The 26,283-nt window shown below is 60.5% G+C and carries 30 protein-coding genes; 9 read left to right on the plus strand and 21 right to left on the minus strand.

What is annotated here, in order from left to right; translation table 11 throughout:
* Window positions 1–4: 4 nt before the first annotated feature.
* Both L4923_RS18315 and L4923_RS18320 read right to left on the minus strand, forming a co-directional pair.
* Window positions 5–346: an ArsR/SmtB family transcription factor gene (locus L4923_RS18315; RefSeq protein WP_239367691.1), complete on the minus strand. Its 342-nt coding sequence runs from the start codon at window positions 344–346 to the stop codon at window positions 5–7.
* Between the two features lie 63 nt (window positions 347–409).
* Complete coding sequence (locus tag L4923_RS18320) at window positions 410–1,741, minus strand: LysM peptidoglycan-binding domain-containing protein (RefSeq protein WP_239367693.1); 1,332 nt, start codon at window positions 1,739–1,741, stop codon at window positions 410–412.
* Between the two features lie 113 nt (window positions 1,742–1,854).
* On the opposite strand from L4923_RS18320, the gene L4923_RS18325 reads away from it, so the two are divergent.
* Window positions 1,855–2,466, plus strand: coding sequence for an LOG family protein (locus L4923_RS18325; protein WP_239367695.1), 612 nt, complete (start codon window positions 1,855–1,857; stop codon window positions 2,464–2,466).
* A gap of 10 nt (window positions 2,467–2,476) precedes the next feature.
* Here the strand turns inward: L4923_RS18325 and rarD are convergent, their stop codons facing one another.
* The 7 genes from rarD to cysS all read right to left on the minus strand — a co-directional run bounded on the left by rarD (window position 2,477) and on the right by cysS (window position 8,853).
* Entirely contained in the window at window positions 2,477–3,385 is a 909-nt protein-coding gene (gene rarD / locus L4923_RS18330; protein WP_239367697.1) for an EamA family transporter RarD, read from the minus strand.
* A gap of 115 nt (window positions 3,386–3,500) precedes the next feature.
* A complete protein-coding gene (gene cimA / locus L4923_RS18335) occupies window positions 3,501–5,123 on the minus strand; it encodes a citramalate synthase (RefSeq protein WP_239367699.1) in 1,623 nt (540 codons plus the stop codon).
* Window positions 5,120–6,076 (minus strand): prolyl aminopeptidase, encoded by a 957-nt coding sequence (pip, locus tag L4923_RS18340; protein WP_239367701.1) that lies wholly within the window; start codon window positions 6,074–6,076, stop codon window positions 5,120–5,122. Before pip ends, cimA begins: the two co-directional genes overlap by 4 nt.
* On the minus strand, window positions 6,073–6,549 hold the full coding sequence (locus tag L4923_RS18345; protein WP_239367703.1) for a GFA family protein: 477 nt from the start codon (window positions 6,547–6,549) through the stop codon (window positions 6,073–6,075). The genes pip and L4923_RS18345 overlap by 4 nt, the downstream gene beginning before the upstream one ends.
* Entirely contained in the window at window positions 6,546–7,037 is a 492-nt protein-coding gene (locus L4923_RS18350) for a GFA family protein (protein WP_239367705.1), read from the minus strand. Before L4923_RS18350 ends, L4923_RS18345 begins: the two co-directional genes overlap by 4 nt.
* Window positions 7,037–7,420, minus strand: coding sequence for a VOC family protein (locus L4923_RS18355; protein WP_239367707.1), 384 nt, complete (start codon window positions 7,418–7,420; stop codon window positions 7,037–7,039). Before L4923_RS18355 ends, L4923_RS18350 begins: the two co-directional genes overlap by 1 nt.
* The gene (gene cysS / locus L4923_RS18360; protein WP_239367709.1) at window positions 7,417–8,853 is read right to left on the minus strand and encodes a cysteine--tRNA ligase; all 1,437 of its coding nucleotides are present in this window, start codon (window positions 8,851–8,853) and stop codon (window positions 7,417–7,419) included. Before cysS ends, L4923_RS18355 begins: the two co-directional genes overlap by 4 nt.
* 386 nt (window positions 8,854–9,239) lie before the next feature.
* Here cysS and L4923_RS18365 point away from each other — a divergent pair, with 386 nt between their 5' ends.
* Entirely contained in the window at window positions 9,240–9,395 is a 156-nt protein-coding gene (locus L4923_RS18365) for a hypothetical protein (RefSeq protein WP_239367711.1), read from the plus strand.
* A 59-nt stretch (window positions 9,396–9,454) separates the two neighbouring features.
* Here the strand turns inward: L4923_RS18365 and L4923_RS18370 are convergent, their stop codons facing one another.
* Window positions 9,455–10,240, minus strand: coding sequence for an SOS response-associated peptidase (locus L4923_RS18370; RefSeq protein ID WP_239367713.1), 786 nt, complete (start codon window positions 10,238–10,240; stop codon window positions 9,455–9,457).
* A 129-nt stretch (window positions 10,241–10,369) separates the two neighbouring features.
* On the opposite strand from L4923_RS18370, the gene L4923_RS18375 reads away from it, so the two are divergent.
* The 4 genes from L4923_RS18375 to L4923_RS18390 all read left to right on the plus strand — a co-directional run bounded on the left by L4923_RS18375 (window position 10,370) and on the right by L4923_RS18390 (window position 12,613).
* Window positions 10,370–10,801 (plus strand): NUDIX hydrolase, encoded by a 432-nt coding sequence (locus L4923_RS18375; protein ID WP_239367715.1) that lies wholly within the window; start codon window positions 10,370–10,372, stop codon window positions 10,799–10,801.
* A 42-nt stretch (window positions 10,802–10,843) separates the two neighbouring features.
* Entirely contained in the window at window positions 10,844–11,221 is a 378-nt protein-coding gene (locus L4923_RS18380; protein ID WP_275448466.1) for a TIGR02301 family protein, read from the plus strand.
* Between the two features lie 237 nt (window positions 11,222–11,458).
* Window positions 11,459–11,716 (plus strand): hypothetical protein, encoded by a 258-nt coding sequence (locus L4923_RS18385; protein WP_239367717.1) that lies wholly within the window; start codon window positions 11,459–11,461, stop codon window positions 11,714–11,716.
* A gap of 75 nt (window positions 11,717–11,791) precedes the next feature.
* Window positions 11,792–12,613: a hypothetical protein gene (locus L4923_RS18390; protein ID WP_425530971.1), complete on the plus strand. Its 822-nt coding sequence runs from the start codon at window positions 11,792–11,794 to the stop codon at window positions 12,611–12,613.
* Between the two features lie 81 nt (window positions 12,614–12,694).
* Here L4923_RS18390 and L4923_RS18395 read toward each other — a convergent pair whose 3' ends face one another.
* Together L4923_RS18395 and L4923_RS18400 are read right to left on the minus strand one after the other, a co-directional pair.
* Window positions 12,695–13,024, minus strand: a complete 330-nt coding sequence (locus L4923_RS18395) for a YMGG-like glycine zipper-containing protein (RefSeq protein ID WP_239367719.1) — start codon at window positions 13,022–13,024, stop codon at window positions 12,695–12,697.
* 91 nt (window positions 13,025–13,115) lie between these two features.
* Window positions 13,116–14,447, minus strand: coding sequence for a dihydroorotase (locus L4923_RS18400; RefSeq protein WP_239367721.1), 1,332 nt, complete (start codon window positions 14,445–14,447; stop codon window positions 13,116–13,118).
* Between the two features lie 71 nt (window positions 14,448–14,518).
* Between L4923_RS18400 and ygfZ the strand changes: the two genes are divergently transcribed.
* On the plus strand, window positions 14,519–15,403 hold the full coding sequence (gene ygfZ, locus L4923_RS18405) for a CAF17-like 4Fe-4S cluster assembly/insertion protein YgfZ (protein ID WP_239367723.1): 885 nt from the start codon (window positions 14,519–14,521) through the stop codon (window positions 15,401–15,403).
* Window positions 15,403–16,023 carry an HD family hydrolase gene (locus L4923_RS18410; protein ID WP_239367725.1) on the plus strand — a complete coding sequence of 207 codons (621 nt, stop codon included), beginning with the start codon at window positions 15,403–15,405 and terminating at the stop codon, window positions 16,021–16,023. Before ygfZ ends, L4923_RS18410 begins: the two co-directional genes overlap by 1 nt.
* On the opposite strand, the gene L4923_RS18415 is transcribed toward L4923_RS18410, so the two are convergent.
* Window positions 16,020–16,337, minus strand: a complete 318-nt coding sequence (locus L4923_RS18415; RefSeq protein ID WP_239367727.1) for a DMT family transporter — start codon at window positions 16,335–16,337, stop codon at window positions 16,020–16,022. The genes L4923_RS18410 and L4923_RS18415 overlap by 4 nt on opposite strands.
* 91 nt (window positions 16,338–16,428) lie before the next feature.
* Here L4923_RS18415 and L4923_RS18420 point away from each other — a divergent pair, with 91 nt between their 5' ends.
* Window positions 16,429–16,800 carry a winged helix-turn-helix transcriptional regulator gene (locus L4923_RS18420; protein ID WP_239367729.1) on the plus strand — a complete coding sequence of 124 codons (372 nt, stop codon included), beginning with the start codon at window positions 16,429–16,431 and terminating at the stop codon, window positions 16,798–16,800.
* Window positions 16,801–16,885: 85 nt separating this feature from the next.
* Here the strand turns inward: L4923_RS18420 and L4923_RS18425 are convergent, their stop codons facing one another.
* The 8 genes from L4923_RS18425 to recO all read right to left on the minus strand — a co-directional run bounded on the left by L4923_RS18425 (window position 16,886) and on the right by recO (window position 26,080).
* Window positions 16,886–18,349 carry a RimK family protein gene (locus tag L4923_RS18425; RefSeq protein WP_239367731.1) on the minus strand — a complete coding sequence of 488 codons (1,464 nt, stop codon included), beginning with the start codon at window positions 18,347–18,349 and terminating at the stop codon, window positions 16,886–16,888.
* Window positions 18,346–19,452 (minus strand): GNAT family N-acetyltransferase/peptidase C39 family protein, encoded by a 1,107-nt coding sequence (locus L4923_RS18430; RefSeq protein ID WP_239367753.1) that lies wholly within the window; start codon window positions 19,450–19,452, stop codon window positions 18,346–18,348. Before L4923_RS18430 ends, L4923_RS18425 begins: the two co-directional genes overlap by 4 nt.
* Window positions 19,453–19,668: 216 nt before the next feature.
* Window positions 19,669–20,460, minus strand: coding sequence for an anti-sigma factor family protein (locus L4923_RS18435; protein ID WP_239367733.1), 792 nt, complete (start codon window positions 20,458–20,460; stop codon window positions 19,669–19,671).
* On the minus strand, window positions 20,457–20,972 hold the full coding sequence (locus tag L4923_RS18440; protein ID WP_239367735.1) for an RNA polymerase sigma factor: 516 nt from the start codon (window positions 20,970–20,972) through the stop codon (window positions 20,457–20,459). Before L4923_RS18440 ends, L4923_RS18435 begins: the two co-directional genes overlap by 4 nt.
* Before the next feature lie 207 nt (window positions 20,973–21,179).
* Window positions 21,180–21,803: an outer membrane protein gene (locus tag L4923_RS18445; RefSeq protein ID WP_239367737.1), complete on the minus strand. Its 624-nt coding sequence runs from the start codon at window positions 21,801–21,803 to the stop codon at window positions 21,180–21,182.
* A gap of 217 nt (window positions 21,804–22,020) precedes the next feature.
* Window positions 22,021–24,759 carry a DUF2339 domain-containing protein gene (locus tag L4923_RS18450; RefSeq protein ID WP_239367739.1) on the minus strand — a complete coding sequence of 913 codons (2,739 nt, stop codon included), beginning with the start codon at window positions 24,757–24,759 and terminating at the stop codon, window positions 22,021–22,023.
* A 44-nt stretch (window positions 24,760–24,803) separates the two neighbouring features.
* Window positions 24,804–25,322: a PaaI family thioesterase gene (locus L4923_RS18455; RefSeq protein WP_239367741.1), complete on the minus strand. Its 519-nt coding sequence runs from the start codon at window positions 25,320–25,322 to the stop codon at window positions 24,804–24,806.
* A complete protein-coding gene (recO, locus tag L4923_RS18460; protein ID WP_239367754.1) occupies window positions 25,319–26,080 on the minus strand; it encodes a DNA repair protein RecO in 762 nt (253 codons plus the stop codon). The genes L4923_RS18455 and recO overlap by 4 nt, the downstream gene beginning before the upstream one ends.
* Between the last annotated feature and the right edge of the window lie 203 nt (window positions 26,081–26,283).

A 26,283-nucleotide genomic window follows, 5' to 3' on the forward strand; every position in this document is an offset into this window, starting at 1 on the left:
TGCCCTATGAAGTCGGTTCGGCTGTGCGGCAGCAGGTCTCGACCAGCGCGGCAACGGATGCCGAAACACCAGCCAGGGCCTCGTGGTCGACCTCGTAGCGCGAACGCTGCCGGTCGGGCGTGAAGCGGACCAGACCAGCTTCGACAAGGATCTTCAGGTGCTGGGAAACCGTCGATTGCGCGAGATCGAGATGCTCGACCACCTCACCGCAACAGCAAGAGCGGCTGGCGGACAGACACTTTAGGATTTCGATCCGCGCGGGGTGAGACAGCGCCGCAAATTTTGCTGCCACTGCGCGCGTATCGATCGGGTGGCCCGTGCCACAGAGTTCGGGTGAAGGGTTCATGGTTCATCGTCGATAGACGATGAACCAAATTTGCGCAACCTAACCAGATGGGCGAACTGAATTCTATTGTGCGACGGTTGCTTGGTCGCCCAATGTCTTCATGTCGGCGGTCTCGCCTTCCTTCGACTTCTGCGGCACCTTGAAGACCTGACCAGGCCAGATCCGATCAGGATTGCGGATCTGCTGCTGGTTGGCGAGATAAATGGTCGAATATCTCACGCCATGCCCGTAAACCCGACGTGAGATGCGCCAAAGCGAGTCCCCGCGGCGGATGATGACGGCGTGATTGACTTGTTCCAGCTTCGGCGCGACCGCGGTCGGAGCCGTGCCGGCAGATGCCGTATCCTGGGGGGCTGGCGGCGCATCGGAAGCAGAGGGAGCGACCGCAGCGACGGCTTCGCCTGGCTCGCGCTGGAATGGCACCGCAGCACGGGCAACCACCTTGGAACCGTCGGCCCCCAGCAGATCTACCCGAATGGTGTAATCGCCGACTGGCAGATTACGGGTGGCCTCGACCAGGAATTGCCCTTTTTCGGTTGCTACCGCTTCGCCAAGCAGGATTTCGTTGGCATAGGCACGGACTTTGCTGCCTGGGTCGGCAGTGCCGGCGACAAAGATTTTGCCGCCATCGATCTCGACAGCCCCGACCGCGACCTTCGGCGCTCCGGGTGTGGGGTGCGCGGCAGGTTCGGCAGGCTGGGCCGCGGAAGCCGTTGCCTGCGGCGCAGCTGCCTGCGTGCCCGCAGGTGCGGGGGGTGCTTCCTTGGGGCCAGTTTCACCTTGTTTTTCTTCGACCTTCGGCACCGAAAGCAAAGTTGCGGCTTTGCCGGGTTCCTCGACCAGCGCGAGCACCTGACCGTTCGGTTTCTCGGGAATCGCAACAACGGCAGTCTGAGCAGAGGGGACGACAGTGTTGGATGGAGAGGTCGAACGCAACTGTAGCTGGTAGTTCCCTGGCTTCAGCGGATCGTCGAGAACGATTGCGAAGTCGCCGTCCGGCCCAGCCGTCGTGGACCCGAATAGGGTAGCGCCCTGCATGACATCGACTTTTGCATTCGGGGCGGCCTTGCCAGCAACAACGACGGAGCCATCGCTCTCGGCCCGCAGCACGTCGAAAGTCGGCGCGATAGGGCCTGTCACCGCTGGCGCGGGTTCAGCCGTTTTTTGGGGCGCCGGCGTCACTGCTGCCTGCTGCTCGGCAGGCGGTTGTTCCGCAGCGGGCTGTTGCACCGCAGGTTGCTGCGCAGCCGGTGCAGACGGCGGAACAGCAGCGATCTGAGCCGGCGGATTGGATTTCAGGTAGGGGTCGAGGGCACCGGAAACATAAGCCACGCCGGCTACGGCGGCTGCGCCACCACCCGCAAATAGCAATGCCCTGACAAGCGTTGTTGTCATATCTCAACCCCCCTTAGCCACCTAAACCGGTCTACCTGCTTTTCGCCGAATCGACAAGAAAAAGCCCGCCTCAAGGCTTGACCGAGCTTGCAGACAGCATCACCAATCCAAACATGAACACGATTCGATCCGTCTGTGTTTATTGCGGCTCTTCACCTGGCCGCGATGGCATCTATCTCGAAGCCGGGCGGCAGCTCGGCCAATCGCTTGCCCGCTCTGGCTTGCGCCTGGTCTATGGCGGCGGCACCAAGGGCATCATGGGCGCCGTCGCCGAAGGCACCATGCGTTCCGGCGGCAAGGTCATGGGCATCATTCCGCGCTTCCTGATGAACAGGGAGGCAACGGAAAGCGCGCTCGACCGGCTGCATGAACTGGTCGTCACCGAAAACATGCACCAGCGCAAGCACAGGATGTTCGAAGAATCCGACGCCTTCGTGGCGCTGCCCGGTGGTATCGGCACGGTCGAGGAAATCGTCGAGATCATGACCTGGGCGCAGCTTGGCCATCACCGCAAGCCCATCGTTTTCGCCAACATCAAAGGCTTCTGGGATCCGATGCTCGCCCTGATCGATCACATGGCTGCCGAAGGCTTCATCCACACGGCTCACAATGTGAAGCCGTTGGTGGTGGACGATCCGGCGAAGATCGTCGCGACTATTCTCGCCACCGGTGCCGCCGTCGACGCACCGACCAGTGGCGTCTCTTCCGTCATCGACAAGATGTGAGAGCTTGGGCTCAGCCGCGCCGGCTCGCAGTCAGCATGGACCATGTATAGATCGCCAGCGCGGCCCAGATCAGGCCGAAAGCGATTGCTTTCGTCGTGTCGAATGGCTCGCCGAAGATGAAGACAGCGATCAGGAACACGATGGTCGGCGCAATGTATTGCATGATGCCGATGGTGGAGAGGCGCAGCAGCTTTGCACCGAACGCAAAAAGCAGCAAAGGTACGGCGGTGGCTACTCCACTGCCCATGAACAACAACGTATCCGTGGTGTTGCCGGATGCGAAATGCCCCTCCCCGCGCGATGCCAGCCAAATGACATAGGCAAGTGACGGAATTGACAGGAGCAGGACTTCCAGAAGGAAACCTTGGCTCGGGCCAATGGGCAGTGTCTTACGAAAGAAGCCATAGGCCGCGAACGAAAAGGCCAGCGCCAGCGAAACCCACGGCAAGGTGCCGCTCTCAACCGTCAGAACAAGGACCGCGACTGCCGCCAGCGCCACCGCCACGATCTGCATCCGGTTGAGGCGCTCGCCAAGCAGCAGCGCACCGACCAGAACGTTGACGAGCGGGTTGATGTAGTAACCCAGCGCGGTTTCGACCGTGCGGTCGACAGCGATCGCCCAGACATAGATGCTCCAGTTGATCGTGATCAACGTCGCTGTCAGCGCCGCCATTGCCAGCATGCGTGGCGAACGCAGCGCCACCTTGAAATCAGCGGTGCGGCCAAGCCAGATCAGCACGGCGGCCGCGATCGGCACCGACCAGATGATGCGATGGGCGACGACTTCGGCCAGCGGCAGATGTGCCACCGCTTTCATGTAGAAGGGCAAAAGCCCCCACAAAAGGTAAGCGCCGAGAGCCAGGATAAAGCCGCGGCGGGCGCCAGAGTCGGCTTCCATTGGTACAGTCTGGGTGGTCATGGTCCAAAGCTATGCGCCAGCGATTGCATCAAGACCATCAACTAATTCTGATGCATCATGGACTTTCGCTGATGGATCGCGTTTCCCTTTCGTGGAAAAGACCGCCGCGCTTGCGTTACTCTGCTGCGACCAGACCTGCCATCTCGCGGTTCTTCATCAGCTTGTAGATGATGGAATCCATGAGCGCCTGGAACGAGGCATCGATGATGTTCTCAGATACGCCAACCGTCCACCAGCGCGCGCCGGTGGAATCATGCGATTCGACCAGAACGCGGGTGATCGCCTCCGTGCCGCCATTGAGGATACGCACTTTGAAGTCGGCGAGTTCGAGGTCAGCGATCTCGTTCTGATACTTGCCGAGATCCTTGCGTAGTGCCAGGTCGAGCGCGTTGACCGGACCGTGGCCTTCGGCAACCGACATCTTCTCCTCATCATCGACCACCACCTTCACGATGGCTTCCGAGACAGTCTTCAACTGGCCATTGGCGTCGAAGCGGCGCTCGACCATGCAGCGGAAGGACGTGACGGCGAAGAACTCCGGCAGGCCGGACAGCATCTTGCGCGCCAGCAATTCAAAGGAAGCATCAGCGCCCTCATAGGCGTAACCTTCGGCCTCGCGTTCTTTCACGACGGCGATCAATGCGTCGAGCCGCATGTCGTCTTTCGGCACCTCGATACCACGCCGCTTCAGTTCCGCCAGGAAATTGGCCTTCCCGCCTTGATCGGAAACCATGACCCGGCGACGGTTGCCGACGGCTTCCGGCGGCACATGTTCATAGGTCTGCGGGTCCTTGACCAGGGCCGAAGCGTGAATCCCGGCTTTGGTCGCGAAAGCGGAGGAACCGACATAAGGCGACTGAGCTTCGGGGGCACGGTTCAGCAATTCGTCGAAAGCGCGGGAAAGGCGTGAAATGCCGACCAGTTGCTCTGGCGAGATGCCAGTCTCGAAGCGATCCTTATAGGCCGACTTCAGCATGAGCGTGGGGATCAGCGTCACCAGATTGGCATTGCCGCAGCGCTCGCCGATCCCGTTCAATGTGCCCTGGATCTGTCGTACTCCCGCCTCGACCGCCGCAAGTGAATTGGCGACGGCCTGCCCGGTGTCGTCATGGGCATGGATGCCAAGATTCCTGCCTGGGACACCTGCGGCGATCGCTTTTTCGACGATCGCGCGAACCTCGGATGGTTGGGTGCCACCATTGGTGTCACACAGCACTACCCAGCGCGCGCCGGCTTCGTAAGCCGTCTTGGCGCAGGCCAGTGCGTAGTCCGGATTGGCCTTGAAGCCATCGAAGAAATGCTCGCAATCGACCATTGCCTCCTTGCCGGCAGCAATAGCCGCCGCGACAGATGCACGGATCGCGTCAAGATTTTCCTCGTTGCTGCAGCCCAGCGCAACGCGAACATGGTAGTCCCAGCTCTTGGCGACAAAACAGACGGCGTCCGAGCGCGCCTGCACCAGCGCGGCGAGGCCGGGATCGTTGGAAGCCGAAACGCCGGCGCGTTTGGTCATGCCGAAGGCGACGAATTTCGAGCGCGCGGTGCGCTTTTTGGTGAAGAACTCGGTGTCGGTCGGGTTGGCGCCGGGATAACCACCTTCGACATAATCCATGCCGAATTCGTCCAGCATGCTTGCGATCGCAATCTTGTCCTCGACCGAAAAATCGATGCCCGGCGTCTGCTGGCCATCGCGCAAAGTCGTGTCGAAAAGGTAGAGGCGGTCGCGTTGCATGGTCATTTACCGGCGAATTTGTCCGTGGCGCGGATCAGGCTGTCGAGAATTCCCGGCTCCGAATAGGCGTGCCCGGCCCCTTCGACGAGATGGAAATCGGCTCTCGGCCAGGCCTTGTGCAATTGCCACGCATATTTTGCAGGGCAAGGCATGTCGTAGCGGCCGTGGATGATGGCGCCGGGAATATCCTTCAGCTTATGCGCGTCACGCAGCAACTGCCCCTCTTCCAGCCAGCCTGCATGGACGAAATAGTGATTCTCGATGCGGGCAAAGGCGAGCGCGTAGTCGTCTTGCGCGAACGGGTCGCTGGTTGCCGGTTCGGGCAGGAGCGTGATGGTCTCGCCTTCCCAGATCGACCACGCTTTAGCTGCCTCGATCTGTTTCTGGCGATCATTGCCCACCAGCCGCTTGCGATAGGCGGCCATCAGATCGCCGCGCTCTACTTCCGGGATCGGCGCCAGGAAACGCTCCCATTTGTCCGGGAACATCTCCGAAACACCGAACTGGTAATACCACTCGAGCTCGGCACGGGTCAGCGTATAGATGCCGCGCACCACCAGTTCGCTGACGCGTTCGGGATGGGTTTCGGCATAAGCCAGTGCCAGTGTCGACCCCCACGACCCGCCGAAGACCAGCCATTTGTCGAAGCCGGCCATCTCGCGCAGCTGCTCGATGTCGGCGACCAGATGCCAGGTCGTATTGGCTTCCAACGAAGCATTTGGGGTGGATTTGCCGCAGCCTCGCTGGTCGAACAGGATGACGTCGTAAAGCTTCGGATCGAACAGACGCCGATGATTCGGCGAGATCGTGCCGCCGGGACCGCCATGCAGGAAAACGGCGGGTTTGGCGCCCTTGGTGCCGACCCGTTCCCAATAGATCCGATGGCCATCGCCCACATCCAGCGTCCCGGTCTCGAACGGTTCGATCTCGGCGTAAAGCGTACGCAATTCCAAGCTCACAGTTTCAGCCCCGTCTCAGGCCAATTTTCGGTTTCACGGTCGGGATGCTGGAAGGAGATGATCTGCTCCTGCCGGGCATAATAGTCTGGATTTTGGTGGACCGGCGCTTCGAAAATCTTTTCAACCCAGGGCAGGCGCGAAGCGTAGTTGACCTGATGCTTGGGCTCCAGATCGGAACGGTCGTCGAAACTGCCGATCGAAATCTCCAGCGCATCGGGACTCTTGTAGGTCATCGGCGTGCCGCAGCGCTTGCAGAACCCACGCGCTATGTTGACCGAAGATTGGAAGTAGCTCGGTTCTTCATGCACCCATTCAACGCCGTCCGAAGGCACCGTGACAAAAGCACCGAAGAACGAACCGAATTGCTTCTGGCACATGCGGCAATGGCAGATGGAGGCGCGCCCCAACTCACCCCGGATGCGGAAACGCACCGCACCACACTGGCAGCCGCCGGTTCTGATGGCATCGGTCATGATCTGTCCTCCACGGGCCAGGTTGTGGTGTCATGGTCTGGATGCTGGTAATTCACCATCGAAGTGACGAACGGCACCGAAACGGGATCGTCTTCCGTCTTTCCGCCTGGCAAGGAGGGGATGGAATCGACGTAAGGGAGCTTCGCTTCGATACCCCACTGAATGGTCGGCGGGATCTCTTCCGGATGGTCGAAGGCTGCAATGGCAAGCGCGATACCATCGGGAGCCTCAAAAGTGAGGGGCGTGCCGCATTCCGGGCAAAAGCCACGCTGGGCGAAACTCGAAGACTGGAAACGTTTCGGCTCCGCACGTGTCCAGGTCAAGCTGGCGCCGGCTATCGAAACCAACGGCTGATAAAAATTGCCGCTCGCCTTCTGACACATGCGGCAATGGCATATCGAAGCTTCGCCGAGCACGCCCTCGATGCGGAACCGCACGGCGCCACACTGACAACCGCCGGTGTAAGTGGGTTTGTTGTCGAGGCTCATCATGCCGGTCCGTGGCTAACGGCTTCGATGTTGTTGCCATCAGGATCGAAGACGAAGGCAGCATAATAGTGTTCGTGATAGTGCGGGCGAAGTCCCGGAGCCCCGTTGTCGCGGCCGCCGGCAGCCAGCGCGGCCTTGTGGAAGGCGTCGACATCGGCACGACTGCGCGCCGTAAAGGCATAGTGGCGGCCCGGAGCCGGTGTTTTTGTCTCGTGCAACCAGAACACAGGCCGATCGCGGCCATAACCGCCCACCTTGGCGCCGGACGTATGTTGTTCCGGTACCATGTAGAGCAGCGACGCGCCAAGCGGCGCCATTGCCTTGTCGTAGAAAGCCTTGGCCGCCTCGAAATCCAGGACAGAAATGCCGGTATGATCGATCATCTCTTCACCTCCCAGGTCGTCACCCGCTCGCCCGTCACGGGATCTTTGCCATCCTTCAGCTGAATACCTTGTGCCAGCAATGCGTCACGGATGCGGTCCGCTTCCGCCCAATTCTTGGCTGCGATGAACGCCAGACGCTCCGCTATGGTCTTGGCGACAGCCTGCTCGTCAATGTCCGCGGTCGCAAGACTGAAACCAAGGAATTGCAGCGACGCTCTCAGGCTCGCCGCCGCGGCGTTTCCTTCAGCCGCTTCCGCTGCAAGCTGCGTCAGCACCTGGAAGGCCTGATAGGTGCCAAGATCATCCGAAAGCGCCTCGATGACGGCTTGCGGAACATCGCCGGCCTCGCCGGCGGCCAAATCCGCCGCGCGCTTCCACTTGCGAAGGGTGTTCTCAGCCTCCTCCAGCTTGCGAACCGAAAAATCGATCGGCTCGCGATAATGCGTCATCAACATGGCAAGGCGTAGCACTTCACCTGGCCATTTGCGGCCGCCGAAAGTCTCCGTTTCGAGGAGTTCGTTGATCGAATAGAAATTGCCCAAGCTTTTGGACATTTTCTGCCCTTCGACTTGAAGGAAGCCGTTGTGCATCCACACCTTGGCCATCACGTCGGTACCGTGGGCGCAGCGCGACTGGGCGATCTCGTTCTCGTGGTGCGGAAAGATGAGGTCCAGGCCGCCGCCGTGAATGTCGAAGACTTCGCCGAGATAGGCGGCGCTCATGGCCGAGCATTCGATGTGCCAACCGGGCCGTCCCCTGCCCCACGGGCTCTGCCAGCCAGGCTCCTCCGTAGATGAAAGCTTCCACAGGACAAAATCGCCAGGGTTTTTCTTGTGCGCGTCGACGGCGATGCGCGCGCCGGCCTGTTGCTCGTCCAACGGACGCTTGGACAGTTCACCGTAGTCCGGCATAGACGCGGTGTCGAACAGCACCTCGCCTTCCGCCTCATATGCGTGGCCACGATCGATCAGCTGATGGATCAGGCCGATCATATCGGTCTTGCCATCGGCACGTGGCTCCACGAATTCGGTGGCCCGGGGTTCGTGTGTCGGCTCCAGGCAGCCGAGTGTAGCGACGTCCTTGTGGAACTGGTCCGCGGTCTTGGCGGTCACCTGCCGGATCGCGTCGTTGAGCGACAGCTTTCCGGAAGCGATATCGCTGCCGAAATCGCGCAAAGCACGCGCATTGATCTTGTCATCGACATCGGTGATGTTGCGGACATAAGTGACATGCTCGGCGCCATAGACATGGCGAAGCAGCCTGAACAGGACGTCGAAGACGATTACCGGCCGGGCATTGCCGATATGGGCGAAGTCATAGACGGTCGGGCCGCAGACATACATGCGCACATTGGCGGGATCGATGGGGACAAAATCCTCCTTCGCCCTGTTCAACGTGTTGTAGAGGCGCAAGCCCTTCGAACCCTCAGACATTCATCCCCTTCCCGGCCGATCTTGGCCGTCGCGCGTTTCGCGCAATCCAAACCCCAGCCTGCTGGCCGGGGCGTTGTCCACTCAGAGAGAAAGTTGAGGCGAAAACGTCCAGACCAGCGCGTGCGCTAGCCGATAATGCAAATGCCGCAAATGGCGAATGACGTTCTCATGCGCGGCTTTATCGCGCTCGTCCGTGTTGCCGTCAAGTCGCAACTTTCACAGACGATGCACTCTGACGGGCGTAAACCAATTGAAGAAACATTTTCTTAAGTATGTGCGTTCAGTGCTATAATATTCGTCGGCTCATGTGGAAAACGCCACGATTTGGTCGGAATCGGCCATCATCTGCAACGCCTTCCAGTGACCTTGACCTTGGGGAAGTCGAAATGCCACGCAGCAAGCAGGAAGCCAGTCGAGCCAAACAACCGGCACTCGCCAGCCAATATCGGGCAATCGGCCCGGCGGCGGTGGTGGCGGCCTTGCTCCACACGGCTAAGAAGAAAAAGCCCGCGCACAAGATCACTTCGCCACGCGCGGCCTGAACAACCGGTCTGTGGGTGCAGGCCGTCGCTGAGAACCGATGCTCGCTCAGCGCGAGAGACTAGAATAGCGACATCTGATCGGCATCGTCGCCACCGGGCTTCTTGCGCGCTGGTTTGACCGGCTTTGGCTCGCCCGGCAGGTCCGCCGCCGGCGCAACAAACCTTTCCTGGATTTCCGGACCCGAATTGGCGACCTTGTTGACAAGATCGGAAACCGGAATCGCCTCGAAGAAACCCTCCTCTACCGGGCGCAGAAGATCGGCGACAGCCCGCGGCTCCTGACTTCGGCAATCGAGCCAGCGCGAAAAATCCTCGGGGTGAATCACGACCGGCATGCGGTCGTGAATATGCGCGATATCTGGATTTGCCGCCGTGGTCATGATGGCGCCGGTATCCATCTCGGAGCCGCCTGGTTCTGCATAAGTCTCCATGAGGCCGGCGAAGGCGACGATGCCGCCATTCCTTGGCCGTACCCAATAGGCTTGGCCTTTCCGGCTACCCGCCTGGCGCCACTCATAAAACCCGCTGGCGGGCACCAGGGTACGACGATGGCGCATGGCGGTACGAAAAGACGCTTTCTCTGCCGCGCTTTCGGAACGGGCGTTGATGAGGAGCGGGAACTGGCGCGTATCCTTGACCCACGTCGGTATCAGCCCCCAGCGGACCAGCAGGGAAGAGCGGTCGGAACGGTTCGAACCGGGCGCCTTCGGAGCGCCGGAAAGCACCATCGTGATCGGTTGCGTCGGCGCGATGTTGTAGCGCGCGGGAAAAGGCTCGATATCGTCCAGTCCCAGAAAGGTCGTGGTCTGATCCGGCGTCGCCGTCAGGGCAAAACGTCCGCACATGGCGCAATCTCTTCTCCGTCTGGCCCCGAAAGTGGTGGTGGAAGCGTGGCGCTGCAACAGCTAAAGCTCGGTTTGGAAGCGCGATCCACAGCCATCGCACGCCTGGCGAACGACGGAAGACACAGGAAAATGACCCGCAGGCAAACCATACCGTCTGTTTCCGTGGCAGTCGTTCGTGGCGACACGGTGCTATTGGTGAAACGCGCCAGACCGCCTTCCCAGGGGGTCTATGCGTTTCCAGGAGGCAAGGTCGAGGCGGATGAGAGCCCGGAAGCCGCGGCGGAACGCGAGCTTTTGGAAGAAACCGGCCTTGGCGCAGCCGATTTGCGTCCGCTGACCGAAATCTTCATCGACGGCTCTGCCGAAGGCCACCCCGTCGACTATCGCCTGACCGTGTTCGGTGCTCGCTACATCGGAGGCGAAGCCAAAGCCGACGACGATGCCGAAACGGCCGCCTTCTACACACTTGCCGAGATGGAAACGATGCCGCTGGCCGGCTCCGTCTTTGCCGTCGCCAGGGACCTGCTGCAGCCGAATAAAAAGCCTTTGGGCGACACCTGAAGGTGCCTTGCCGCGGACAAATAGTTTCTCCACAAAGGCCCTATGATCCGTGTCGTCGCCTCTCTCCTGCTTGGTTTGGCCATGGCGGTAGCCATACCAGTCCGTGCTCCGTTGGCGGCGGAGGCTCCGTTTGAACCCGGCTTGATGCGGCTGGCCGAGGTGCTGGGCTCGCTGCATTTTCTCCGCAACCTGTGCGGCGAGAAAGGGGATCGATGGCGAGACGAGATGGAGAACCTGCTTGCGTCTGAAAATCCGGATCCAGAGCGTCGCGCCAGATTCATTGCCGCGTTCAATCGCGGCTACCGCTCCTTCTCCAGCACCTACACGCAGTGTACGTCCTCGGCCACCGAAGCGATCAGCCGCTACATGAAGGAAGGCGAGAGCCTGTCGCGCGACATCGCGTCGCGCTATGGCAATTAGGCACTTTGTTGAGATTCGGCCACTTTAGGTGTTCAAGTGGCCTGTTTCCGGAAATCCGATGCGTGTGTCTTGGGATTCGGCCCTATACGCCCGGATTAGCAAGCTGTTAACTTTTTCACCATTGTGGCAGCACAGCACCAAACTCCTGTGGTAGGAACCTTAATGGGACTTTAAAGGGACGGGTCAAGTTTGATCCTTATTTGAAGGATCGCCGCTTGAACAGGGTGGTAGTTGCGTATGGGACACACAGCCAGCGATATTGATGCCCTTGTCAGGGAAGAAAAGCGCCTGACCGCTGTCGAAAGCCACAGCGAGGCCTGGGCCGAAGGGCTCTCGGCGGGTATCGAACCGGACATCATCGCGGAAGCCGCGCTAGAAACGGCATTTTGCGAGATGTTGCGCGCCAATGGCGAGACCGCAGCCCTTGCCCTGCTCGACAGGATGCGTGAAAAGGTGATTGCTGGCGCGTTCGAACCCGATCAAATTCGGCATTGAACCGACGCCAGGCGCCGACCGGCGGAATTGCCTTTCCGCACGCGGCAGCACACCGACCGGGCACTACCCGGCAGCATGGAGAGGCGGACCGTGAGATTCTCGTCTTTCGACAGACCTTGTGGCCTGGCGGTCGGCGCTGGTTTTCTCGTCCTGGCGCTCGCTGCTCCATCCGTTCTTCTGACGGCTCGTCCGGCCATCGCACTCAGCGAAATCAAACACGACGACGTACAGGTTCCCGGCAAGCGCCAGCAAATGGGACCGGAAGCACCAAAACCCGGCGCCGTGCCATTGCCGGATCCGATCCAGACCACGCCGCCTGCGAACAGGACAACGCCTCCCGGTCAAGACGAACCAGAGCAGGTGGAGCCCGCCAAGCCGGGTGAAGGCAGTGGCAATCTTGCACGTCCGCAAATCGACCCGACAGGGTCGCTGCCGCCCGTGCAATATGACTTGGCCAAGCTGCCGGAACCCGTGCGGCGCATGCGCGACCTGATCGTCGAGGCCTGCAAGACGGGTGACATAGAAAAGCTCCGCCCGCTGATCGGGATCGGCGATTCGCTTACACAACTCTCGCTGACCGACATCGAAGGCGACCCGATCGCCTTCCTCAAAGGCTTATCGGGTGACACCGAGGGCCAGGAAATCCTTGCCATCCTGCAGGAAGTCCTGGACGCGGGATACGTACAGCTCGACCCCGGCACGCCGCAGGAACTCTATGTCTGGCCCTATTTCTTTGCCTATCCGCTGGCCAAGCTCGATGCCAAGCAGCGGGTGGAATTGTTCAAGATCGTTACTGCCGGCGATTATGAAGACATGAAGCAGTACGGCACGTACATATTCTACCGGGTCGGCATCACACCCCAGGGCCGCTGGACCTTCTTCGTCGCGGGCGATTGAGGCTGATACTACCCTTCAGAACAAAGTCAGACATTGCTGAAACGAGGCCTGACGGGATGTACCGACCCGCCGGGCGAGTTTTCAGTATCCCCGACCGCGGTAATAGCGTTCGTCGCAGGGTGCGGTGAAGATACGGCCATATCGATCCTGATAGCGGCACATCTCGCGACCGCGGTCGCGCGGCTGTGGGCCACCGGACGTTGCCAGAACGGCACCGAGTAGAGCGCCCGCACCAGCACCGATCAAAGTACTTTCCGTATTGCCACCGATTGCCTGACCGACAAGCGCACCGCCAGCCGCGCCAAGAGCAGCACCGCCAGTCGCGCGTTGTTGCTGCGGCGTCTGCGAGCAGGCGGTAATGGCCAAGGTCATCAGAACCGCCGAAGCAGTCGCAAGTTTCATGAGGCTCATCAGGCAATTCTCCGTTTATCCATGAGGACTTCGGCGTGAGCTTTAGCGTTCCAACATGAACGGAGCCTGTCTAGATTTCCGGGCCCCACATTTAACGGATAATGGCCTCGGAAAATTCGACTGCCGCCCCCTGCGACGGCGTCACGATCTCGCCTTCCCACATGACGCGGTTGCCGCGAATGATCGTGCCGACTGGCCAGCCGGTGACTTCCTTGCCGTCATAAGGCGTCCAGCCCGCGCGCGAGCCCGCCTGGGCATTGGTTATGGTTTCGCGCCGCTTCATGTCCACGACCGTGAAATCGGCATCGTAGCCGGCTGCAATGCGTCCCTTGCGCGCCATGCCGAAAATGCGGTTTGGGCCGTGGCTGGAAAGATCGACGAAACGCTCGAGCGTGAGCCGGCCGGCATTGACGTGGTCGAGCATGATCGGAACCAGCGTCTGCACGCCGGTCATGCCCGACGGCGAGGCCGGATAGGGTTTTGCCTTCTCGGCCAGCGTATGCGGCGCATGATCGGAGCCAAGCACGTCGACGATCCCCTGGCCGATGCCCTGCCAGATGCCATCGCGATGACGGGCGGCGCGCACCGGCGGATTCATCTGCAGAAGGGTGCCGAGACGGGCATAATCGTCCGAGCTCATCGTCAGATGGTGCGGCGTCGCCTCGCAGGTAGCGACATCCTTGTACTGCTGGAGGAAAGTGATCTCTTCCGCGGTCGAGATGTGAAGCACATGGATGCGCGCGCGCGTCTGTCGCGCAATCCGCACCAGGCGCTCGGTGCATTGAAGCGCCGCGATCTCGTCACGCCATACCGGATGCGAAGACGGGTCGTTCTCGACCCGCAGGCCAAGCCGCTCTCGCAGGCGGAATTCGTCTTCCGAGTGGAAGGCAGCGCGGCGACGGGTGTTGCGCAGAATGGACGCAACGCCTTCGTCATCTTCCACCAGCAAATCGCCGGTGGAAGAACCCATGAACACCTTGATACCGGCAGCCCCGGGCAAGCGCTCCAGTTCTGCAACATCGCCGGCATTGTCGCGCGTACCGCCAACCCAAAAGGCGAAATCGCAATGCATTCGTCCCGTCGCACGCTTGACCTTGTCGGCAAGCATTGCCTCACTGGTGGTCAGCGGGTTGGTGTTGGGCATTTCGAAGACGGCAGTGACGCCCCCCAACACAGCGGCGAGAGAGCCGGTCTCCAGGTCTTCCTTGTGCTCAAGGCCTGGCTCTCGGAAATGCACTTGGCTGTCGACGACGCCAGGTAGTACATGCAGACCAAGGCAGTCGATGGTCTCTCCGGCAGACGCCGTGCCAAGATCGCCGATTGCAGCGATCCTGCCGCCTTTGACGCCGATGTCGCGCCGGCCGATACCATCTTGATTGACGACGATGCCGCCCTTGAGGATGAGGTCGTATGTCACTGCCATCCGCTCCGGCCCTTGTGTGGGAATTGCCAGCGGCTTACGTAAAGGCTCTTCGAATTGCAAGATCAGGCCCCATGCCGACAGCCCTTCTCACCGACCGCGCCCTCATCACTGTTTCCGGCCCCGAGGCCGAACACTTCCTGCAGAATATCCTGACTGTCGATCTCGATCCGCTTGAACAAAGCGAAGCCAAACCAGGCGCACTGCTGGCGCCGCAAGGCAAGATCCTGTTCGATTTCCTGGTCTCCCGCGCCGGCGAAAATGCCTTGATTCTAGAGTGCCGCGCCGACATCGCCGACGAATTCGTGAAGCGGCTGATGTTCTACCGGCTGCGCGCCAAGGTGGATATTTCCAAGTGGGAACAGGATGTTATCGCAGTCCGGTGGCAAGCGGATTCAAGCCGTTCAGAAAATGATTCAACTGCTTTCGCCGATGTGTCGGGAGTTGGCATACGCGACCGCCGATTTGGTCTTCCGGTCTTGCGCTTCTACGAAACGCCGTTGCCCGCAGCGGATGCTACCCAGAACGAGTGGCATGCCTTCCGCCTGTCACAAGGCGTGGCGGAAAGTGGTCTCGACTATGCCTTGAACGATGCTTTTCCGCATGATGTTCTGCTCGATCAGTTGGACGGCGTCGGCTTCAAGAAAGGCTGTTTCATTGGCCAAGAAGTGGTCTCGCGCATGCAGCATCGCGGCACTGCACGCCGCCGCGTGCTGCTGGTGGAAGCTGCCAGCACCCTGCCCGCTTCTGGCACTGAACTTACAGTCGATGGCCGCCCGGTCGGCACCCTCGGCTCGACCTCCGGCAAACATGGCTTGGCCATTGCCCGCATTGATCGCGTCAAGGCCGCAATGGATGCCAACCAGGAAATCAAGGCCGATAACGTTGCCGTGTCGCTCACCATTCCTGGCTGGGCGCGTTTCACGTTCCCCGAAATCGCTGGCGCGGAAGACGCCTGATGGCGGCGGATCGTGTGGGCGCACCACCACGCGCCTGGCAGCGCATGCTGTCGGGACGGCGCTTGGATCTGCTCGATCCTTCCCCACTCGACATCGAAATTGGCGATATAGCGCATGGTCTCGCCCGTGTTGCACGCTGGAATGGCCAAACCTCTGGTGATCATGCCTTTTCAGTGGCCCAACATTCCCTGCTGGTGGAGGAGATTTTTCGCGCGATAGTACCTGCTGCGTCTCCGGCGGCTCAGTTGGCAGCACTGCTGCATGATGCGCCGGAATATGTGATCGGCGACATGATCTCACCGTTCAAATCCGTCGTCGGCGGCGGATACAAATCCTGCGAGGAACGTCTCCAGCAAGCCATCCATCTGCGCTTCGGTTTGCCTGCTGCCATCGCGCAGGGTCTGAAAAAAGACATCAAGCGCGCGGATCAGATCGCAGCCTATTTCGAGGCGACGGCGCTGGCCGGTTTCGGATTGGCTGAAGCGGCTGAGTTCTTCGGCCGCCCACGCGGATTTTCCGCTGACCATTTCGACCTATCGCCCAAACCGGCACGACAGGTCGAGACAGCCTTCATGGCCCGCTTCCAAATGATTGAAAGCGATCTGCGACAACCTGCTTAGGCTTCGACAAAGCGCAATCCGACGACGCCAACGATAATGAGGGCAATACAGCCAAGCCTGAGCGGCGTCGCCGGGTCGCCAAACAACACAATACCAAGGGTTGCGATGCCAACCGCGCCGATGCCTGTCCAGACTGCGTAGGCGGTGCCGGCAGGCAGGTGGCGCATCGCGAAAGTCAGCACGAAAACACTCAGCAGCGCGAAGAAAATGCCGCCAACGCTTGGCCAGAACCGCGTCCAGCCTTCGGCATATTTCAGCGAAACACCCATCGCGATTTCAACGACACTCGCGACAAGAAGCAGCAACCAAGCCATTCGGCCCTCCTTTGATATTCTGATGCAGGCTCATTTGTGATAACAGGAACCAAAGGACAATTACGCACCTTTTGGTGCCTATGAGTTTTCGATGGCAGAACCAAATGTTTATGATTCCACCTGTTCTGCACGAGACGCGCTGGAACTGATCGCGTCCAAATGGGCGATGCTGATCCTGCCGGCCTTATCCGCAGGCCCGATGCGCAACAGTGCGTTGCTGAGGAAAATCGGCGGCATCTCGCAGAAGATGCTGACGCAGACGCTGAAGGATCTTGAGCGCAACGGGTTGGTGATCCGGCACGATATGCAAACCGTCCCGCCGCATGTCGAGTACCGGCTGAGCGCTCTCGGCAATTCGCTCAGCGAAGCATTGATCGCGCTAGATCGCTGGGCGGAGCGCCATTCAGGCGATCTCGATGCCGCCCGTGAGCGCTTTGATGCGGGCCGAACGGAGGGCGTCTAGAACTTTCCGCCCTCACGGAAACACTCTAGCTCTTGTTCCTACGCATTCCGGGCGGAATACCGCTGCGTACTTTCCTGGAGTTACTCTAGCGTCCCTGCCTCTCGAGGCGGTCGAGGAACCACTGCGTCAGCCTGACCCAGACTTCGTCCTTTTCGCCCGTGTCTTCACAGCCGTGGTCGAGGTTCGGGTTGTCGTTGACCTCGATGACAAAGACGCCGTCCCTGGTTTCCTTCAAGTCGACGCCATAAAGGCCATCGCCAATGCAGCGCGCGGCCTTGACGGCCGTCTGCACTGCATGCGCAGGAGCGTCCTTCAAGGTGAAGGTCTTGAAGCCGCCTTCATCCGGCTTGCCGGCGCGATCGTGGTTGACGATCTGCCAGTGCTGCTTGGCCATCAAATACTGCACGGCAAACAGCGGCTCGCCACCGAGCACGCCGATGCGCCAGTCATAGTCGGTGGGGATGAATTTCTGCGCGACGAGCAGGTCGGAATCTTCCAGCCACTCCGTAGCCAGCTTTTTGAGTTCGCCAAAATCCTTGCATTTCTTGACGCCACGCGAAAAGGCGCTGTCGGGTATCTTGAGGACAAGCGGGAAGCCGAGTGTGTCGGCTGCCAGCTCCAGATCAGACGGGCCGGCGATCATGACGGTGGGCGGCACCGGCACGTCGTTGAAAGCCATCAGCTCGTTCAAATAGACCTTGTTGGTGCAACGGATCATCGACAAAGGATCGTCGATGACAGGCATGCCTTCCTGCTGTGCCCGGCGGGCGAAGCGATAGGTATGGTTGGAAATCGAGGTCGTCTCTCGGATGAACAAGGCGTCGTAATTGGCGACCTTGGCCAGGTCCTTTTTGGTGATCGGCTCGACCTCGACGCCCATCTTCTCGGCGATTCGGGCCCAATAGCGCAGTGACGAAATCGCCGAAGGCGGCAGTTGCTCGTGCGGATCGACCAGTGTCGCGAAAGTATAGCGTGCCGGCATCCGTGCCTTGCTGTCGCGCCATTCGCGGCCAGTATAGACATCAAGGCATTCGAGGAAGCGCTTTTCCTCTTCATCGTTCATGCGGGCCAGGGGATAAAATCCGATCTTGCGGATCGTCGCCCATTCGCCGGCATCGGTGATGGCCACTTCCAGAGCCGGCGCTCGGAACCAGTCGAACAACAGTTTGGCGAAACGGTCCCAAGCCTTGCCGGGACCGATACCGAAGAAGATGTGAACCTTGGCCGGAAAGGCGCCACCGAGATCCTTACGGCACTTGTTCAGCGCCAATTCCAGTTCCGGCAACGCATGTTCGTAGAGCTTGCGCTCGGAGAGGTCGATCATCGTCTCGACGGTCGGGATGACCTTATGGCCACGCGAACTTGCCAGCAGCGAGGCGTAATAGCCGCGGCTCTGATAGTCATAGCGGTTGGAAAGATTGATCACCTTCGGACGTTGGCCGCGAAACAGGGACGGATGGGCCAGATAATCGCGGTTGGTGATGACTTTGTGCGGCGTTGCCACCTGGTCGAGATCGTTCTGCCTGCCAGTGAGGATGACCCAGGTCATTGTTTCGCGCGCGCTCCAAGAATGATGGCGGCTCGCAGTCCGTCGCGGCCGAACTGCGCCATGGAAATGAAGATGTCGTACGGCACGGGAATGTTGGCGGCATCCACCTGCGTTTCTTCCCGCTCGTCTTCGACCCATGGGTCGTGGATAAGGATATGGTCGCCGTCGTCGCCGATGGCCAGAACCCAGTGAGGGACCTTCTTGCCGAACATGAGGAAGCCACTGATCAGGACCACAACCAGCTTGCCGGCTGCAATCGCCGCGCGGACATCGTCGATGGAAAAGGCGTTGTAGCGTACCGGGATGCCATATTCCCTGGCGCGACGCTGAAAATCGACCTGCGCCAATTCCATCACCCTGCGTTTCTCGGCGCTGCGCACCGACTGCAGGAACAGCGGCCCGTTGAACGAGACGAATATCTCGGCCGAAAGCCCGTATTCATACGCAGCCACCGCAAGTCCGAATGGCTCACAGCCGCCAGGGCCGGACATCATGAACACAGTGGTGGCTTCCCGCCATAACCGCACTTCCATGACCGGGTCTGGCCGGAAGTCAGTGTCGAAATGCGCCATGGTCATCATCAGGCAGCACGGACCGCAGGTAAAGTCGCAGGTCTGCTCATAGAAGGGCACGGAGGTTGCGACGGGCAGATGGCCACGCAACATCTTTTCATATCGCAGCGCCGGCGCGCCATCCTCGTAATAGTCGTTCTCGCGACCAATCTTGCGATATCCGGAATGCTCGTAGATGCCGATTGCGCGGGAATTGTCTTCCCGCACCTCCAGGCGCAACATCATCCGGTCATGTTCGAAGGCAGTGTCTTCAGCAGCCTCCAGCAACAGTCGACCAACACCTCGGCCGCCGAACTCAGGACCGGTGGCGAGCGAATAGAGCCGCGCCACGCGGCTACCCTTTCGAAACAGGACGATCGCATAACCTGCGATACTGCCTTCGCTCTCAGCGATCAGCGTCTCGGCAGTTTCCCTCTCAATCAGTTGGCGGAAGGAACGGCGTGAAATGCGGTCGGTTGCAAAGACGGCGTTTTCGATGGCGGCGAGAGCATCGACGTCGGAAGCGCGGGCCGTACGGATTTCGGCAGGCATGAAGGCTTGAAAAACCTCGAAGCGTAGCAGGAAGAGCCAAATCGAAACATCGATGACGCCGACGGAAAACCGACGCATGTCCAGCGTTTCGCGCTTCGATTTCGGCTGAATTGTGACAGATTCGACTTGCTTGCCAAGACGTCGAGCGCCTTCCGCCGCGATACAGGGAGCAAGTGCGAAAGGGATGCAAAGCTTACTGTTGCACGACCAGCTCGGTCAGACTCTCTTTTCGGCCCCCTCGATCAACTGGCGATAGGCATTGCGGGCCACGGCTGCGAGCCGTTCTTGCGGTAGTGCGCCGACAATGGCGCAACCATAGCCCTTGTCGAGCCAGTAGACCGCCGTCGGACGGTTATTCTCGGCGTAGGTGCCTTTGGCATAGCTGCCAGATTCAGAGGTCACGAAGAGGGAGATGCGGTTGCCCTCGGTATCTTCATAGAGCAACATCGCCGCCTTGCCCGCGCCGGCCGGCAACAATCTGCCGCCGACCAGTTGGAACCCCTCAGTCGTGAGGTCCGGCGTCACCAGCCGCAGGCCAATACGCGCCGACAACCAGCTGCGCATATGCTCCTCATCCGAAGCCGGCACCTCCACGGCATGACGTTTTTCAGCCGCATAGACGACATACGCCGCGATCGCTTCTTCAGCGAACCGATCTGCAGCGCCATCCTCGATGCCTATGCCTCGCGTGCCGAGGAGATAACCGCCGACACCACCCGTTGCCAACAAAACCGCGGCTGCAGCGCCCTGCCACCAGCGGGAACGTTGCGACGACCGCGCACCAGCATCACCCGCAACCAGCCTCATGAAGCGCACCGGAACCGGCTCTTCAAGGGCGCTTGCCAGGGCAAGGCGCAGCGCTTCTCGATCGGTACGGAAGCGGCTGCTCCTGGCCTTCATCTCCGGATTGGCCTTGAGCCATGTCTCGAAGGCCGTGCGTTCCTCGTCCGGCAGTTCCCCGTCGAGCGCCAGATGGATATCCCGTTCGTTGAAATCGCGCGCAGTCATCTCTCGACCACCTTCAGCGAACGGCGGCGTGCACGATCATCAAGCAATGCACGCAGTTCGTCTCGGCCGCGTGAAATGCGCGACATCAGCGTGCCGGCCGGGATTCCCAGGATGCCCGCCGCCTCGGCATAGGAAAAACCCTCTATGGCGACCGTCACCAGCGCAGCTCTACGATCAGGGGTGATCGCCTGCAAAGCGTCGAGAATTTCCCTGGAGGCGATGCTTTCGACCTGAACAGGCACTGCGAGCGCCTCATCGCCATCGAGGGACAACATCGCCACCTCGCCGCGCCGGCCCGCCTTGCGCATCTGATCTATGAAAAGGTGGTGCATGATCGTAAACAGCCATTTCCTCGGACTTTCGCCCGTCTGCCAGTTGTCCAGCCTGGCGAGAGCGCGCTCGAGACAATCTTGGACAAGGTCATCCGCTGCATCGCGATCACGCAGCAAAGCGCGCGCGTAGCGGCGCAAGCGCGGAATCTCTCCAAGGATCGCGGCCTTCCTGTCGTCCATGGGTGGCGGTTCGCCAATCTTTCCCGTTGCCCCGGCGATTGAACGCGTCTTCGCCGGCCAGCGCAAGCAGCGCCGACGATGCCCGTTGTTGCCTTCAAGAACAGAACGAAGCCGACGAAGGGAATATTCCCATTTCCCGTGGCCGTTCCAAAAAATAACGACGCAGCCGACCCGTCGGCCGGCGGCGTCGCGTTCCGTCAGATCGCTCTAGAAGCGATAGTTGATGCCGAGCTTGACCGTGTGGCTCTTCAAGTCTTCCGAACGCTTGGCGCCGTTACGCAGCGTGTAGTCGACGTCACCGTAGTTCACATAGTTGTATTCGACCTTTGTCGAGATGTTGCCTGCAAAGGCCTGCTCGATGCCGCCGCCCACCAGATAGCCACCTTCCCATTTTCCGCCGGAGGCGACGGTACCGCCTGGCTTGACCTTGGTCATCGAATAGCCGGCAGTGCCATAGAGTAGCGTCTTGTCCAAGGAGATGCCGGTTCGAACTTTGGCGGCACCGGTCCAGGTTCGCTTCAATTCGGCGCCGTCGTCCAGTTTGTGTTTTGTGCCTTTCGAGTAAGAGCCGTCGAGCTCGGCGCCGTAGACAAACGGGCCACTTTGGAAATTTGTGCCGACCTGGCCACCGAACTGCCAGCCGCTCCTGCTGGAAAACGGGTTTGGAAAGCCTGAGGAGGACGTGCCTACCTGGCCACCGATATAGGTGCCGGACCAGTTGTAGGCGGGATCCGAATAGGTCTGGTCGGATACGAGGTCGGCCGCCATGGCCGGCACTGCGAAAGGTGCGAGGCCAGCGAACATGACAAGAAACAGATTTCGCTTGGACATGGTGTTAGCTCCGAAATGATTGGGCTGCGGAGCATTTAGCCCCGCAGCCCGTTGACGGGGCTGGTGGCCGAGCGGCGACTGGGGAAGCAATCCGCCGGCCAGGCCCCGTGCACCAGCGCGCTGGTTGCAGAGGGACAATGGCCCGCATGGATTACGCCAACATTGCGCAAAATTTAGTAAAAACAAACATTTACGGGTAATATTTTAGTAACAATCCTTAACCCTTTCCCGAAGCACTCTCCCGCTGAGGGGCGCGCGCGAGCAGTCGCTGGTAAAAGAGGCCGATGCCGATAAGCACCGCGCCGAGGCCTATAAAGGACAGCGCCCGCAACACGCCCTCAAGCTCCGACATGTCGAACAGGAAGACCTTCAGCACAGCGATCGCGATCAACGCTGCCGAGGCGACACGCAGCACGTAAGAGCCGACGCGAACTCCGACAACCAGCAGCACAACGCCGAGCAGCAACCACAGCGCCGAATAGCTGTAGGTCTCGACCTGGCCCATACCGCTCCAAAGACCGATGAATTCGCCCTTGAAGAAGCGCCGCACCGACAGGCTTGCATAGGCGAAGGCCAGCAACGCCCCCATCAGCGCAAGCATGGCGGAATACCACTTTGGGCGCTTGCCACGCGCATAATAGGCCAACGCCCCTGCTGCTGCGGCAGGCAGCAGATAGGCTAGGAACAGCAGGTTAAAGACCGGAATTCGGCCAGTCGATTCATCGGTGAAAAGCGGATTGAGAATACCCAAATGTTGGCTGACGATCGTGAGTGCCGACAAGACGCCCGCGATCAACGATCCGTATCGCAGCACCGAACTCGGAGAGCGCATGTCTATACTGATCAATATCGCACCGGCACCGAGGGTTATCAGCGTATAAATCGCCTGTTCGGCAAGTGTGACGGGCCCGTCGTCGATCACACCACCGTGCATGGCATGACGCACCAGCATGGCGACGCCAAGCAAGGCGAACAGCGCCGCGCCGGCTTCCATCGCCAGGCGTGGGCGACCATTGGTGGTGCGCGCCAACTGCCAAGCAGCAAAGCCAAACGCGAGCGCAGGTACGGCATAGCCGGGCAGCAGCCAGTTGAAGACTGGTGTTCGCGACAAGAACTCAGCGCCGACGATCGTTGGATCAAAGGCAATGCGAGCAAGAACGGCTACCACAGCGCCAACCGCAAGCCAGCCGAGAACGGGATAGCTGCGCCAACGCGTGGCCAAGGCCGGCACGACCGCTGCAGCGCCCAACAGAATGGTGGTCAGGGCCGAGCCGAAGGCCATGTGCAGCATCAAAACGGTGGCAAGCCCAGCGCCAGCCAAAGCAAAAGAGACCGCCGGACCGCCGGTGAGTGAAGGTTCTTCAGCTTTCGCGATCCATTCGCCGCCGATCGCCAGAATAGCGAGCAGCGCCAATGCAACTGTCGCGTAGGCGAAGTCACGATCGATGTCCCCGAAGGTCACCCAGAGAGACATTGCGATCACGAGGGGTACAGCTGCAGCCCATGCCGCCCAGGAGGCCGACTGGGCAAGACTTGTCGCAACATGCCGCCGGGCACTCCATAAGCCCGCGCAGAGGAACAGAAGACCGAGCACGATGCCGATGCGGATCATCTCCCCATCGGACACGACCGTCACAGGCATGGTATCGACGGTCGCATAGCCAGAAAGGTCGATGGACGCTTCGGCCAATGGCGTAATTTTGAGAAAGGCAAACAGCGTCGCCAGCGCGGCACCGTAAAGAATAGGCAATGCTTGCGGCCGGAACGCGACGGTACCGATCATCGCGGCGACGACCAGGGCTGCCGACCAGGGGCCACCGAGATCGGCGAAACGAGGCTCGGCAAACAGGACCAAGGTTGCTGCCGCGACGAAGATCGCCGGAGCTATAGAGACCAGGTCGAAGCCTGCCCGAGCCTCCGGTTCCGAACCGAGCCAGACAAGGCCAAGAACCGCCAGCACAACCAGATTGATAAAGACCAGGACCCCGAAGCCAGGCATTGGCGCTTCGACCATGTAGAGCACGATCCACAAACCGACGCCGGTAAAAGCAGCCGCCATCAGCAGCGACCATCTGCGAATACGCGCGATAAAACCGGTTGCGGCGAGAACAACCGCCAGATAGCCGAACAGCGTCCATGGGCTGGGCGATTGGGAAGAGATCAGAATCGGCGTCGCCAGGGCGCCGAGCAATCCAATGCCGGCTAGCGCCTGGCCATGCACGAGCGCGGCAGCGATTGTCGCGACGCCAACCAGCCCAAGCAGTACAAACGCCACCGATGGGCCTATGAAGCCGTAGATGCCATGCGCGGCGTAAACGGTACCAAACAATGTAAAGGCGCCAGCCGCGGTCAGGATTGCGGGAATATAGGCCCCACCGGCGCCTTCTATCGGCACCTTGAAACCGGTACGGCGAATGAATTCACCAGCGCCGGTCAGCACGACACCCAGTATAGCTGCCATTGCGAGCCGCACACCTGGGCCGAAGATGCCTGCTTCGATGCTGTAGCGCACGAGGAACAGGCCTCCCAAGGCCAGTGCCACGCCACCGACCCAAACCGCCCATCGCGTCCCAAGCGCGGTCTCGATGTCTGGTTTCTTTGTTTCCGCCGTTTTTGCGTCGTTCGCACCTGCCGGTTCCGAAACTGCGCTCACGTCTTCGGTCGCTGCTTGAGCCCAAGGGCCGGCCGTCGCTTCCGTGGCTTCGTCTTCGGATACAGGGGTTCGCGGAAACTCCTCCTGCCCCGCCGCCATAGTTTCGTCGGCCTCCCGCCCTGAAGGGGAAAGAGCCGCCACTGATCCTGCGACCTCGGCGCTGCCCTGAGTGCCATCAGCAGCGGTCGGCACAATCAGCTGGCGAAGCGCCCCCAATTCGCGCTCAATCCTGGCGAGCTGCGAGCGCTGCCTGGCCACGATGACGAGCAGCACGACAAAGCCGACGATACTGAAAATATCCACCCCAGCGTCCCCCTGAGACCGCGCCTTACACGATCACGCGTAGCTTATCGGGCCGCCAGATTGGCGACCGGGAAGATCGAGCAGGTTTCGGTTCCGAAAGCCAGCAGCCTGCCTTCGCTGTCTTTCATCGTGGCTTCCGATACAGCCAGCGACCGTTCCTTGTGGATCACTTTGCCTTCGCACACCACCTCGCCGGTTCTTGGCGTGATCGGGCGCATCAGATTCACCTTGAATTCCGCTGTCGCATAAGCCTCGCCCATGGCAAGCATGGTCTGGACTGCGCAGCCAAGTGCGGAATCCATCACAGCTGCCGCCCAACCCCCGTGCACTCCGCCCATCGGATTGAGGTGTTTTTCATTGGGCATGCCGCAAAAGACCACGCGGCCTTCCTCAGCCTCGGTGAGCGCGAAACTCAGTTGATAGGCCATCGGCGGAGCGGGATACTGGCCATCAATGACGCGACGCAGCAGTTCGAGGCCCGAATAGCTCAGCATGTCGGCATGCGGAATGGTCCCAACGCCCATGGGCGAGACCCGGCCTGGATAGATCTCGACGGCGCTCATGCAGCGGTGTCTCCGTTGGTTAGTCCTAGCCCGGCGTGGTGTTTTCGCAAGGCCGCGATGAATCCGGTGCGGGCATCGGGTGGCTCAATGCCGCGCGGTTCGTAAACATGACGGGTGAAGAAGAAAGACGTCAGGCGAAAGGCCTGCTCGATCGCTGAAAGATCCGCACTCAATCCCGCACCTCGCTGCAGGAAAGCGGGCAATGCCAGCATTTTATCGTGCCATGGTGCACCAGCCTCATGAGACACCGCCCTACCCGACTTCGGCGAGACATAGGTGAGGTTTTCTTTCGACCCGGTCGCTGCGCATTCGGAGAGATCGAGACCGAAACCCAGTTCGTCGAGTATCATAAGCTCAAAGCGCGCCACCAGCCCGCCGGCAACTTCAGCGTCCTCCAGATGCGCGATGATGAGCGCAAGCGTCTCGAAAAGCGCATCATGAGGATCCCGCTCGGGCAATAGCCTCAAATGCGCGGCCAGAAGCTGTAGACCGTAGACGGCGACCGCGCTGTCCATCAACCTCGCGGCATTCATTTCGATGGCTTCCGCCTGGAAAGTTCCAAGATGTTCATCGAGCCGGGCGTGCCAGATCAGGTCGACCCGGTTTCCGGCCTGCAGCACGGGCTGCATCTTGCGCGCACGACCACCGCGCACAAGGCCGAGATGCCGGCCGTGCGCACGCGTCATCACCTCGAGGATGGCGCTGGTCTCGCCATGCTTGCGGGTGCCGAGTATGATTCCCTCGTCGCGCCATTCCATGGCGTGAGATTTCACGGCTTCTGCCGTGAAATCAAGGAGCAGGAAAAAAGGCCGGCGAAACCTCCCGCCAAACGAACGGGCCCCCGCGGCGCCCCGCGGGCGGGGGGGTGGTTGCCCCCCCTCGTGGTGGGGGGGTTTGTGGGGGGCGGGGCCGCGCCCGGGCGGGCGCCCAACGCAGCGGTCGGCGCCGTGGGTGGCAGTCG

Origin of the sequence: Terribium retamae, from assembly GCF_022347545.1 — a bacterium.
Classification (GTDB): Bacteria; Pseudomonadota; Alphaproteobacteria; order Rhizobiales; family Rhizobiaceae; genus Mesorhizobium; species Mesorhizobium retamae.